We start from the raw sequence: 12603 nt of genomic DNA, 5'->3' as shown, positions 1-12603 counted from the left end.
TTATCACTCCTCTGTATGGGGGGTATTGGTGGGCGGAGTGGCCTGATCGGTCAGCGAGGCAGATGCCCGGCCAGCGCCAGATTCACCACTGCGATAGCCGAGAGCGGCCAGCCGGAGATGGATTTCTTCGATCCCTTTGGCGCCTAAATTGCGGATTCCCATCAGGCCGCGCTCGTCAAGACGCAACAACTGGCCGATAGTATGGATCTCTGCCCGGCGCAAACTATTGTAGGTACGGGTGCTTAGGCCAAGTTCATCAATCGTGCGGTTAGCAATCTCATCAGGGATGGGCGGTGGCAGATTGGGTGATTGCTCTTGCTCCACCGGCTGGTTCAGACTGACAATCCGACCAAAATACTGGCTCAAAATCTGAGCAGCATGGCTCAACGCATCACCCGGCTTGATGGTGCCATCGGTCCAGATCTCGATAATCAGGCGGTCGTACCCGGTGAGCAGATCATCGCCAATCTCTTCCACCACAAAGTTCACGCGCGGGATCGGGCTAAAGAGCGCATCGACCGCAATCTCGCCAATCGGCATCCCGCTCACCGTATCGGCCAGTTGCACACCACGACCGCGCTCGACCGTCAACTGCATCTCAAACGTCGTATGTTCATCGTCGATGGTGCAGAGATAGTGTTGCGGATTGACGATCTCAACGGTGCTGGGAGCGTCAATATCGCCGGCGAAGACCGGGCCTGGGCCTTGCTTTACTAGTTGCAACGCCACTGCGCGATCGCTGTACGAGCGCAGACGAATGCCTTTGATATTGAGCACCAATTGCGTTCCGTCTTCAACAACGCCGGGAATGGCAGAAAATTCGTGAATGACCCCTGCAATCTTAATCCGCGTGACCGCAGCGCCGGGAATCGACGAGATGAGCACCCGGCGCAACGCATTGCCGAGCGACGAGCCGTGGCCGCGCTGCAAAGGCGCAATGGCGAAGCGGCCATAGTTTTCAGCCGCAGTGATCAGGGTAACCCTTGGCGTAATCAGCGACAATTCAAGCGTTTCCATATTCCTGTTCCGAAAGGCTCCGCAATAGCTATCGCGCCCGTTATTGCCATGCCACGTTAGCCTGGCAATGAATGGTACGCCTCGCCAATCAATTGGCGTATCGAACCTGCAAACGCAACCACAAGTGATGAGAACGGGAAGCTGTGCCTACAGTGCGCCCCATTGGCGGCGCTGCAACGCAGTTGGCGGCGGCAAGACGCCTGCATATGCGCGTGACCTAATCATAGTGATGAGAGTTACATGCTGTGCAGGCCACAGACTCCTTATATGATACCATAAAATTGTGACTTGCGTTGCAATGCGGGTCTGGCGCATTATTTGATGTTTCTCGCCGAGGTTGCGGCGCGCAACACTGGCCTGCCGCCTGGAGATGCCTATGCTTACCGGAGTCTGGCGTGATTGGTTGACCATCGCTCTTATTATTGCTGGCATTGGCTGGATTGTGATCAGTCGCCCGCCGGATACGCAACCTGCTCTTGTCAGCCCACGACCGGGTTTCATTGCGCCCGATCTGACTCTGCCACTGACTAACGGCGAGACACTCTCGCTGGCCGATATGCGTGGCCGCGTGGTGGTAGTGAATTTCTGGGCAAGCTGGTGTGGGCCTTGCCGGGCCGAAATGCCGGCATTTGAGCGTATCTACCGGGAAGAGCGTGAGCGCGGGTTAACAATTCTGGCAGTTAATAGTACCAGTCAGGACGATATAACTGCGGTCAACGCCATGCAACGCGAGTTTGGTCTGAGTTTTCCTATTGCCCTTGATCGCACCGGTGAAACCGCCAACCGGTACGGCATTCGCATGCTCCCTACCACCTTCATCGTTGATCGGAACGGCATCATTCGCCAGGTCTTCTTTGGCGGACCGTTGAGCGAGGCCAGTTTACGAAGCGTGATTGAGCCATTACTCGCCGGACAAGAACCGTAAACAATGCGCAGATATGCGACGCAAACGCACCGAGACTGTCGCCACCCCGTCTATAACCTGCGTTGTTTGCAGTCAGAGTGCTGCGCATTCTAATGGTCTGAACGTAATTTTTTCTATTGTATGATTTGGTGTGAAATGATTGCGGGACATTGTCAGTATATAATCATTTATAATATATAATAACAAAGTGATCTAAAAGCTGACATACAAATTCCCAGACTCTATGCTTCCTGTGCTTAATCTTGGTCCCTTCGCTATATACACTCCTGGCCTCATCATGCTGCTCGGCGGGTGGCTATTGCTGCAAGCCATTGAACGAGCTGCGCGCAGACGACAGCTTGATGGCGAACGGCTCGCTCTGACCGTCTTTGTGGCGCTTCTGGCCGGAGTAGTCGGCGCGCGACTGGGGTATGCTCTGGCGGCCTGGCCGAGCTATCTGGCCGATCCGTGGGCTTTGCTATCACGCGATTTGCAAGCCTTCTCGCTGCCGGCTGGCGTTGTCACCGCTGTCGGTCTTGGTGGCTGGTTACTCTGGCGACGCGGCTGGCCGCTCTGGCCGACCCTCGATGCGCTCGCTCCCGGTCTTGCGCTGGCAGCGCTCACCTATGCCCTGGCCCAACTCGCCAGTGGCGATGGCTATGGGTTACCTGCCGATCTGCCGTGGGCCATCCAGCTCTGGGGTGAATCACGCCATCCCACTCAGCTCTACGCCGCATTCACTGCGCTGATCGCCCTGATCGTCTGGCGCGCGCGCTATCGCCAACCGCAACCTGCCGGCGCAGCCTTCCTCACGACAACAGCTATCCTGGCTGCCGGTACGTTGATCGGCGAAGGATTTGCTGCCACCGGATGGCTGCTGCCGGGTAATGTTCGCCTGTCTCAGGTCGTCGCGTTGACAATACTTGTCATTATTATCCGAATATGGTCAGAAATCTTTCCGCAACACCAACCTTCATGACGCGGTATACTAGCACTACCAGCAAAATCCTTGCACTGGAAGTTTACGAGAAGACACATGCGGGTGTTGATCGTCGAAGACGAACTGATTATCGCGCAAGACTTGAGTCAGACCTTACGGCGCATTGGCCATTCAGTCCTCGATGTAGTGACAAGTGGTGAAGCAGCTCTGATCACGGTTGCGCGCCAACAGCCTGACCTGGTTTTAATGGATATCCGTCTGAGCGGCGCGATGGATGGCATTGAAGCCGCGCGCCAGATTTATAGCCGCTGGGGAGTGCCAGTTGTATTTTTGACTGCTCACGCCGACGATCAAACAGTGCGCGAGGCCTTACTCGCCGAACCATGGGCTTACCTGCTGAAGCCGTTTGACGAGCGTGAACTTGAGGTGGCAATTGCCGTTGCCGCGTATAAGCATCGGTTAGAATGCCGTCTTCAGGCCAGTGAACGGCATCTCCGCACAACGCTGACCAGTATCGGCGACGGGGTCATTGTCACTGATCCGCAGAGCCGGATCACCTTTGTCAATCCGGTTGCGGCGCGCTTATTGGGAATCACTCCTGAAGAAGCAATTGGCTGGCCGCTGTCACGTTTCTACACTCTGATCGCAACCAACACCGGGTTGCCCGCCGACAGTGTGACGGCAACCACTGATAATGGTCTGCCACCACCAGTAACCCTGCTGACCAAGAACGGCAATCGCTTACTGGTCGAGCATACCGTTGCTCAGATCTCCGGCGACGATGGCGCCAACGAAGGTGTGGTCATCGTCTTCCGTGATGTGAGTGAGCGGCAGCGTGTGATCAATCAATTGCAAGACGCGAAACGACAATTGCATACGTTCCAATCCATCCTGGAACAACGCGAGAAAGCTATGGTCACGCTCGGCACATTGGCCCATGCCCTCGGTGAAGCTCGCTCACCCCAGGAGGTGTATACCGCAATTATTAACGCTGGCGCCACGCTCTTGCCAGGACACCGGGGCACCCTGTTAATCTACAATCCCACAACCGATCTCGTCCATCCGGTTGGACATTGGGGCGAGCCGCTCGTGCATCGACCGGTGCCTCGTTGCTCGTGCTGGGGTGAACGTCGTTGGGCTTTGAGTCTGGCCGGTGATAGTCATGTCTGCCATTTTATTCCGCATGGATTGCTGGGTGAGCGGATGTGCCTGCCCATTCGGCAACACGGCAACGTCATCGGTTTGCTCAGCCTGTACCATCCTGATCCGGTTAATGGCGGTAGTTACCAGACGGCTGCCGTGCTGGCTGAGCTGGCCAGTCTTGGGTTTAGCGCGCTGACAGAACAATCTCTACCCGGATAACTCACCGGACTGCATCAGCCTGCGTAAGTCGACGCATTGAACGGCGCGTCACTCATCAAAGGGCTGGTATCGCTCAAGCAGGAGAGGAGCTGGTTGGTGGAACAGAAGATCGCTGTCAGCTTGCCTAAAGCGCCAACCGGGATCCGTGGCCTTGATGAAATCACTGGCGGCGGTCTGCCGCGTGGTCGGCCAACGCTGATTTGTGGCGGTCCCGGCTGTGGCAAAACCCTGCTCGCGTTTGAGGCGCTGGCTCGCGGCGCAGCACTCTACGGTGAGCCTGGTCTGTTTATCTCGTTCGAAGAAAGTCCAGCCGATCTCCGGCTCAATATGGCCAGTATCGCTATTGATGTAGCCGATCTGGAACAGCGTGGATTGCTGCTGATCGAGTGGATTGACCTTGAGCAGGGTGAAGTAGCCGAAGTTGGCGAGTATGATCTCGAAGGATTATTCATCCGGCTCGGCCTGTTGATCGATCGGATCGGGGCAAAGCGAATCGCGCTTGACACGATCGAAACCCTCTTCAGCGCTTTTGGTAATCAGACGATTCTGCGCGGTGAATTACAACGACTCTTCCGCTGGTTACGCCAGCGTGGCTTGACGGCTATCATCACCGCCGAACGAGCCGGCCCAGGCCTGAGCCGGTTTGGCATCGAAGAGTTCGTGGCCGATTGCGTGATTTTGCTCGATTATCGGATTACCGAACACGTGTTGACCCGCTCAGCCCGGATCGTCAAATACCGTGGTTCAGCTCACGGCGTCAACGAGTATCCATTCACTATCGGGCCACACGGAATCGTGATGATGCCAATTACCTCGTTGAATCTCTCCTACCCGGCTTCAACCGAGCGCCTGTCAAGCGGATTTCCCGATCTCGATCGGCTTTTCGAGGGTGGTGGCTATTATCGCGGCTCGCGAATTCTGGTCAGCGGCCCGACCGGTTCGGGCAAAACGAGCCTGGGCGCACTGTTTGTCACAGCGGCATGCGCGCGCGGCGAGCCGGCAGTATTTTTCGCCTTCGAGGAGTCGGCAGAACAGGTCGCGCGTAATATGCGTTCAATTGGAATTGATCTCCAGCCGTGGCGCGAGCGCGGCCTGTTGCACATTATCAGCAGCCGACCGGCGCTCGCCGGGATGGAGACCCATCTGGTTACCATGCTCGATACCGTCGAACGGAGCGGCGCGCGGGTGGTTGTGATCGATCCAATCACCGGCTTTCACACTATCGGGCGACCGGTCGATATTACCGCTATGCTCTTCCGGCTCTTCGATGGCCTGAGCGCGCTTGGCGCGACTACGCTTGCCACCAGCCTGACCAATGCTGGCGCCGACCCCACTCAAAGCGAAGTCAACATTTCCTCGCTCGTTGATACGTGGATTGTGCTTCGTCATCACGAAGGCAACGGCGAACGAAACCGCAGTCTGCTGGTGCTCAAATCACGTGGCATGCGCCACTCAAATCAGGTGCGCGAACTGGTGATGAATGAACGGGGGCTGGCCCTGGTTGAGATTTTCGCCACCGGCGAGAATATTCTGGTCGGCGCGGCGCGTATTGCCGCGCAAGTCAGGGAACAGCAAGAATATGAACTGCTCCAGCGCGAAGCGCAACAACGCCAGCGTCGCTATGCATGGCAACGCCGGCAGTTGGCGCTGCAAATTGAAGCGTTACAATCAGAACTTGCCGCGCTTGAAGAGGAGATGCAGACCGATGCCGTGTTAACCGAGGCGCGGGCGCGTGCCCAGGCTCAGAGCCGGCTAGCCGCTGCCCGATACCGTAGCGCGAGCCAAGAGGATAGCGATGGATAATCAACTACCGGAGTACGATCTCTGGCTTTATATTGCCGGTCAGACTCCGAAAAGCTTGCTCGCAATTGCCAATTTGCGTCGCATTTGCGATCAGTATCTGGGTGGTCGCTACCGTGTCCAGGTCATCGATCTTCATCACGAACCCGAACGGGCTATCAGCGACAACATTCTGGCCATTCCAACTCTGGTGCGTAAATTGCCACCACCTATGCGAAAAATCGTTGGCGATCTCTCGAATACCGAACGGGTGCTGGTTGGTCTTGATCTGACGCCCCGGCGACATACAGGGAGCTGAGCCGATGGATATTACCAATCAGCCAGTTGTGCCATTACTGCGGTTGTACGTCGCCGGCGCGACCAGTCGTTCAACTCGCGCGATTACAACCGTGCGCCGGTTGTGCGAACGCTATATGCCCGGTCGCTATCGGCTTGAAGTGATTGATGTATATCAGCAACCGGATCGAGCGCGCGAAGATCATATCATCGCCACGCCAACCTTGCTGGTTGTCGAACCCGGCCCGCCAACGGCATTTATTGGTGAGCTGCGTTCTTCTGATTGGCCGCGGGTGGCTGCCGCATTGAATATCTTAACCGAAGATGATTAAGGCGCGAGGGCTACGCAGTGAGTCGCCCTCCTCCGTCTGCGCAATGATCTCGTACAGATAGGGAAGTGCCGTATGGGAAACGAACTGCAGATGAGTCCGGCAGAGATAGCTCGCCTGCAAGCGCGCCTCGCCGAGCTCGAAGATCTGGTGCGCGCCTTACAGATGGGCGAGGCAGATGCTCTGGTGATTGACGGGCCACGCGGGCCGTTGATCTACACCTTACGCGGCGCTGAACATCCCTACCGGGTACTGGTCGAAACGATGAATGAAGGCGCTTTGACCCTCCTGGCCGATGGCACTATTCTCTACTGTAACGGTAAATTTGCCGAGATGGTCGGCTTGCCGCAAGATCAGTTGACCGGACGTTCCCTGCTTGATCTGGTTGCGCCCGCCGATCGTCTGCTCTGCGCAGAGTTGCTGGCTGCCGGCGCCACCGGCTCGAGTAAAGGTCCAATCACGCTGCAAGCGATCGATGGTTCGCAGCGTCCGGCCCAAATCTCATTGCGCGCTTTGCAAGATGAGACTGAAGCCAACATGTGCGCAGTTGTAACCGATCTTTCGGGGCCGCAAGCGGTAGCCGCTCAGTTACGGGCCGCGCTGGCTGAGAAAGATCTCTTGCTGCGTGAAGTCCATCATCGCGTGAAAAACAATTTACAGATCGTGTCGAGTCTGTTGCGCTTGCAAGCCGAGAATATCAGTGATGAACGGGTCAGTGCCGCTGTGCAAGACAGTCAGAATCGGATCCGAGCGCTGGCGCTGGTTCACGAGCAACTCTACCGTTCCGAAAGCCTGGCTCATATCGACATTGGCGAATATTTGCAAAGCATTGCCACCAGCGTCTGGCGTTCGCTGAGCATGCGCGGTAGCCCGATCCGCCTGGCCAGCGAAGTGAGCCACGGTGTCAGCATTAATATCGATCAGGCGATTGCCCTGGGCCTGATTGTGACCGAACTGGTCTCAAACAGCGTCAAACACGCCTTTCCGACCGGCGATCGTGATGGCGTTATTAGCTTGCGAGTCCGCAAGGAATCCGATGCCTTGCATGTCGAGGTTTCTGACAATGGGGTCGGGATGCCGGTGCCGATCAATGCCGGCGGTGGCAGTCTGGGCATGCAACTGGTTCACGGTCTCTGTCGCCAGATCGGAGCCACACTGCAATTCGGCTCTGGCCCAGGGACAACCGTCATCATCCGCGTTCCAACTGAAAAGGTCGAGCAGCGCTAACTATCGCAAGGTCATCACGGTTCCAGGCGCCCTTCTAATGCGCGCATTGCTGCGGTCAGTTGTTCCTGGCGAATAGCAGCCGTGACATCGCCGCGCGTGCGTTCGAGCACGGCGCGCAATGCATCGGTTGCGCGACGGAGACCGCCGGTGATGGCTTCCGGATAGTCAACCGTGATCAGTGAGCCGTAAACGTTATCCATGATCTCGAGCAATCGCTCACTCCGTTCCACCTCACCCCGGCGCAATCCATCGAGAATAGCGCGGCGCAGCTCGCTGGCAGCTTCAGCCAGACCGTTGAGATAGGCCGCCGGTTCAACGCCAATCACTTCGCCAGTTGGCGGTTCTTCACCAGACAGAAAAGCCAGCACGAGATGAGCTTCGGCGTATTCTTTCAGCGCGTCCTGGGTGTATCCAGCGTAGCGCACCTCTATAGCGCCAGCCGTGGCATCGTTGATTTCAGCAACCACCTCTCCCGCCAGATCCAGCAAATGACGGGCAGTCACAAAATCACCGCGATGGGCAGCGCGAATGCTGTTAGCGCTTTGTCGAACCAACACTCGCGTCGCTGCAATGGTTCGTTCGCGCGCGGCGTGGATGCTTTCCAGTTGCACCACACACCCGGCCACAATGTGCTCGATGCTCATACTCAACCTCTCGCTCGCTGAAGGTATTGTATTATAGCATCAACATCTTGTATTCGCGCTACCATTGCGCCGACATCTCGCTGATTCACGACTGTTTCAGCGATGATCAGACCACCTGCGTCAAACGTAGCTCCTCCCTGTATGGCGCAGAGCAGGTAATCACGCGGCCACCCACACTCGATTGCGACCGGACACTTTGGCAACGTAGAGCGCCTCGTCAGCCCGCGCCAGCAGACTCTGCAGATCGTCAGTTGCGCGATATTCGGCGATGCCAAAGCTGGCGGTGACCGGCTGATTTCGCAGGGTAATTTTAGCCATGATCTCGCGGCGCAGACGGTTGATCAAGGCTTCAGCTTCAGTCTGGCGGGTGCGAGGTAACAGCAAACAGAATTCCTCGCCACCCCAGCGCGCAATGGTGTCGGTTTCACGAATGGTGGCCTGCGCCAGTTGCGCCACCCGACGCAACACCTGATCGCCTTCCGCATGACCATACGTGTCGTTAATGCGCTTGAAATAATCGAGATCCCACAGGCAGATGGTCAACGGTTCGTTGTAGCGCCGGCTATGAGCAATTGCTTCTACCAAAACCTGTTCACCCCGGCGACGGTTGGCAACGCCGGTGAGCATATCGATAAATGCCCATGTTTCGACCAGTTCATACTCGATCTGCAAGCGTTGTGATTGGGATCGATAACGACTGACAATGTAGATCAAGCAGAGAAAGAGTGCGCCCATACCGTAAATTTGCAATGCCTGCAATCCCGGACCAATGTCGATCCCACGTATTCCGGCCAGTGTTATCTGGCCGGCAACAATCGCAATCGATACGCCATACAGGCCAGCGACAATTATGAGACCGGTACGATGGCGAAAGAGATGAAACCCTAACGTGCAGATCATCAACAAAAACCAGATGTCATCATTGATAGTCTGTTGCTGCAACTGCGTGAGGGTCTGACCGAGAATCGGCGGCACAATACCATTGAAGAGGAGCGACTCGGCGCTAAAGACAATAAACGTGAATCGCTCAACTGTCACCAGCCTGCCACGCCGGAAGGTCACCATCCAGATCACAGCGAGCGACACACCGATCAGCGCCAGATCATTGCCGATGTAAATGAGTCGAACCCAGAGCGGTTGAACCTGATCGAAGATCAGGTTGATAATATCAAACGCTACCAGGAGAATGCCAAGCGAACCAGCGATCTGGTATGTGCGACGCCGTTGCTGATCGAAACGGTTGCGTTCTTGTTCAATCATCGTTTGCATAGAAAAACATCTTGTCCTGGCGCAAACATATATTCACCTCACCGTCATAATCTCATTTCACGCCATCCGTCATCGGTAACCGTAAGCCTCAATTACCCTATCGCGTCGAAATATGAAGTACCCTTCGAGCAACACCGAAATCAGCTCACTCATATCATACCTGACAACAGGCATCAGCGGCAGAGAACAGGGAGATTTTTTGCGCTATTGCCCTGGCGATGATGTTTCCAGTGCGCCAGAATCAGCAATCAGACCGGGGTAGTAACAGGAAACGCAGCGTCGCTACCGGAGTGGGGAAACAAAATCGGTTGCCGACCAGGCCAGCGCGCGCACCGGCGATCCGTCGGCAGCAACCAGCGGAAGCGGCAAGAAGGCAAAGGTGTAGCGCTCACCGCACACGAGCGCAGCGAGGTTACAGAGGTTTTCCACAATGAGCACCTGCTGACTCAGCAATGTCACATGGGCGGCATCACCACCATCAACCGTTGAGTCAACGCTCAAGGCGTCGATCCCGACCAGGGTCACGCCACGTTGGGCCAGCGCCTGCGCCAGTGTTGCGCTCAGATAGGGATGGCGGAAATACTCATCCCGGCTCCAATACTCTTCCCAACCGGTGCGGATCACAACTATCATCCCCGGCTGGAGATTGTAGCCGTCTAGCACTGCCGGGTCAATTGCGGCATTGGCCGGGTAACCCCGCGCATCAATCACCAGCCCCGGCCCGATAAATCGCTCGACAGGGATCGCCTCAACGCTGACACCATCGGCGAAACGGTGGCGCGGCGCGTCGAGATGCGTGCCGCTATGACTTCCCAGACGCAATGCGCTGATCTGCCAGGGTGGATCGATCAGTGCATTGATCTGCACGGCGGGATCGCCAGGATACACCGGCATATTCGTGTGCAATGGGCGAGTCAGGTCGTAGATCATTGACAATGACTCCTAATTGAGACTGCTGGCGCGCGAGCGTCGCGCTCGCGCCATTCATGGCCTTACCATCAAGCGCGATGACAAAGCGATGGATGGTCTGCAACCTGCGCGCTCGCCTCCGTCGTTCCACCATCTGGAATGATAATAACACTTTCAGGGCGAAATCCGATCTGCACATGACAACCCAAGCCGGTTTCAAGATCGGCGTAGGCAGCGTAGGGATGAGCGATCTCCAGCGCCGTTTCCCCTACTGCAACCTGCAAATAATATAGACGCCAGCCCGGTCGCCGCTCAATAATTCGCCCCGGCAACAGATTATGGCCCGCGAAGCGATGCAATGGTCGATCTGGATAGACCAGCCTGATTTCTTCCGGTCGAATGAAGGCAGTAACCACAGTGCCGGGCGTTGGCGGCTGCGCCGGCAGAGCGGCTGCGATCTGCCAGCCTTGCCAATCAAGCCAGACCCCTTCCAGATCGCGCCTGATCACACGAGCGCGAATGATGTTGGTCAGGCCAAGAAGCTGTGCCACTCGCACATTGATTGGATATCGACACACCTCGGGAAGTGAACCGATCTGCTCAATCCGCCCCTCGCGCACAATAGCTATCCGATGACCGATAGCAAAGGCGTCATTGAGATTGTGGGTGACATAGATCACTACCAGATCACGCTCGGCTTGCAATGCGCGCAGATCAGCGTGCAGTCGATCGCGCACCGGCTGATCAAGCGCCGAGAATGACTCATCGAACAGAATGACAGGTGACTCGGTCGCCAGCGCGCGAGCAATGGCAACCCGTTGCTGTTGCCCGCCTGACAATTCGTGTGGTTTGCGCCAGGCCAGGTGAGCCAGATGCATCCGTTCGAGCAAGTCATAGGCGCGGCGGCGCGCCTGAGCGCCATTCCCCAGCGGAAAGGCTACATTGTCCAGCGCCGTCATATGGGGAAAGAGGGCATTATGCTGGAAGACATACCCGATCCGGCGTCGGCGCGGCGGCAGATTGATCGCCGGAGAACCAGACTGGCGACGAAACAGGATCGTATCATTGAGACAAATCAAACCCTCATCAGGCGTCATCAGACCGGCAATCGCCTGTAACGTCTGGGTCTTGCCGGCGCCAGACGGACCAAACAGTACCAGGATCTCGCTACCCATCTCGAAGCGAATATCGAGCTGGAGCTGATCAAGTCGTCGCCGAAGCTCAACGCGCAAACGCGGTTGCATCCTCTTCTCCCTGCTCGGTCACCACCGGAGAAGACCGCAGCGGACGAGCGCGTTCCAATTGACGCACCCACCACAATCCCACAAACGCTATCGCCGTCATCACCAACACCATCAGATGGGCATCGGCATAACGCTGCGCCTGCACTGCGTCATAAATCGCCACCGGCAATGTCTGAGTGCGACCAGGAATATTGCCGGTCACCATTAGGGTAGCGCCAAACTCGCCCAAAGCGCGCGCCCCACCCAATACGATGCCGGCGATGATACCGCGTCGGGCTAATGGCAGGGTGATGCGCAAGAAAATGCGCAATTCGCTCGCGCCCAGCGTGCGCGCCGCCTGTTCAAGGCGCAGATCGACATTCGCCAACGCAGCTTTGCTGCTCTGAATCATCAGCGGCAACCCGACAACCACTGCGGCCACGACGGCTGCCGGCCACGAAAACAGAATGCGGATTTGAAACCATTCTACCAGCGGACTACCCCGCCCTAAAGCGAGCAGCAGATAATACCCAACAACACTTGGCGGTAATACCAGTGGCAACATCAACGCCGTCTCGACAAGCGTTTGACCGGGAAACTTGACTCTTGCCAGCCAGATCGCGATTGGCAAACCAATCACGAAAATGCCGCACGTTGCCAGCGCCGTCACCTGTAATGAGAGCCAGAAAGCCGGCCAATTCAT

The 12603-nt window shown here is 56.7% G+C and carries 13 protein-coding genes; 7 read left to right on the top strand and 6 right to left on the bottom strand.

The features are described 5' to 3' along the window. Nucleotides 1-3: 3 nt before the first annotated feature. The gene (locus tag Q0650_RS14875) at nucleotides 4-1017 is read right to left on the bottom strand and encodes a DNA-directed RNA polymerase subunit alpha (protein WP_298820313.1); all 1014 of its coding nucleotides are present in this window, start codon (nucleotides 1015-1017) and stop codon (nucleotides 4-6) included. A gap of 376 nt (nucleotides 1018-1393) precedes the next feature. Here Q0650_RS14875 and Q0650_RS14870 point away from each other — a divergent pair, with 376 nt between their 5' ends. The 7 genes from Q0650_RS14870 (at nucleotide 1394) to Q0650_RS14840 (ending at nucleotide 7855) form a co-directional block, all read left to right on the top strand. Further along, nucleotides 1394-1942: a peroxiredoxin gene (locus Q0650_RS14870; protein ID WP_298820311.1), complete on the top strand. Its 549-nt coding sequence runs from the start codon at nucleotides 1394-1396 to the stop codon at nucleotides 1940-1942. A gap of 223 nt (nucleotides 1943-2165) precedes the next feature. After that, a complete protein-coding gene (locus tag Q0650_RS14865; protein WP_298820309.1) occupies nucleotides 2166-2900 on the top strand; it encodes a prolipoprotein diacylglyceryl transferase in 735 nt (244 codons plus the stop codon). A 57-nt stretch (nucleotides 2901-2957) separates the two neighbouring features. Next, nucleotides 2958-4223 (top strand): response regulator, encoded by a 1266-nt coding sequence (locus Q0650_RS14860; RefSeq protein WP_298820307.1) that lies wholly within the window; start codon nucleotides 2958-2960, stop codon nucleotides 4221-4223. Nucleotides 4224-4319: 96 nt separating this feature from the next. Further along, nucleotides 4320-6026 carry a circadian clock protein KaiC gene (kaiC, locus tag Q0650_RS14855; protein ID WP_298820305.1) on the top strand — a complete coding sequence of 569 codons (1707 nt, stop codon included), beginning with the start codon at nucleotides 4320-4322 and terminating at the stop codon, nucleotides 6024-6026. After that, nucleotides 6019-6321: a circadian clock KaiB family protein gene (locus Q0650_RS14850; RefSeq protein ID WP_298820303.1), complete on the top strand. Its 303-nt coding sequence runs from the start codon at nucleotides 6019-6021 to the stop codon at nucleotides 6319-6321. The genes kaiC and Q0650_RS14850 overlap by 8 nt, the downstream gene beginning before the upstream one ends. Nucleotides 6322-6325: 4 nt before the next feature. Then, nucleotides 6326-6631, top strand: coding sequence for a circadian clock KaiB family protein (locus tag Q0650_RS14845; protein WP_298820301.1), 306 nt, complete (start codon nucleotides 6326-6328; stop codon nucleotides 6629-6631). 72 nt (nucleotides 6632-6703) lie between these two features. Beyond that, entirely contained in the window at nucleotides 6704-7855 is a 1152-nt protein-coding gene (locus Q0650_RS14840; protein WP_298820299.1) for a sensor histidine kinase, read from the top strand. 14 nt (nucleotides 7856-7869) lie between these two features. Here the strand turns inward: Q0650_RS14840 and Q0650_RS14835 are convergent, their stop codons facing one another. From Q0650_RS14835 to modB, 5 genes are all read right to left on the bottom strand, one after another. After that, nucleotides 7870-8499 carry a haloacid dehalogenase gene (locus Q0650_RS14835; RefSeq protein ID WP_298820296.1) on the bottom strand — a complete coding sequence of 210 codons (630 nt, stop codon included), beginning with the start codon at nucleotides 8497-8499 and terminating at the stop codon, nucleotides 7870-7872. Between the two features lie 159 nt (nucleotides 8500-8658). Further along, on the bottom strand, nucleotides 8659-9768 hold the full coding sequence (locus Q0650_RS14830) for a diguanylate cyclase (RefSeq protein ID WP_298820294.1): 1110 nt from the start codon (nucleotides 9766-9768) through the stop codon (nucleotides 8659-8661). A gap of 282 nt (nucleotides 9769-10050) precedes the next feature. Continuing rightward, a complete protein-coding gene (locus Q0650_RS14825) occupies nucleotides 10051-10698 on the bottom strand; it encodes a cyclase family protein (protein ID WP_298820292.1) in 648 nt (215 codons plus the stop codon). A 68-nt stretch (nucleotides 10699-10766) separates the two neighbouring features. After that, nucleotides 10767-11921, bottom strand: a complete 1155-nt coding sequence (locus tag Q0650_RS14820; RefSeq protein WP_298820290.1) for an ABC transporter ATP-binding protein — start codon at nucleotides 11919-11921, stop codon at nucleotides 10767-10769. After that, nucleotides 11899-12603: a molybdate ABC transporter permease subunit gene (gene modB, locus Q0650_RS14815; RefSeq protein WP_298820288.1), complete on the bottom strand. Its 705-nt coding sequence runs from the start codon at nucleotides 12601-12603 to the stop codon at nucleotides 11899-11901. Before modB ends, Q0650_RS14820 begins: the two co-directional genes overlap by 23 nt.

This window comes from uncultured Chloroflexus sp. (assembly GCF_937129525.1).
In the GTDB taxonomy this organism is placed as follows: domain Bacteria; phylum Chloroflexota; class Chloroflexia; order Chloroflexales; family Chloroflexaceae; genus Chloroflexus.
Note: the sequence above shows the minus strand (reverse complement) of the source record. Positions and strands in the feature narration are given on the sequence as shown.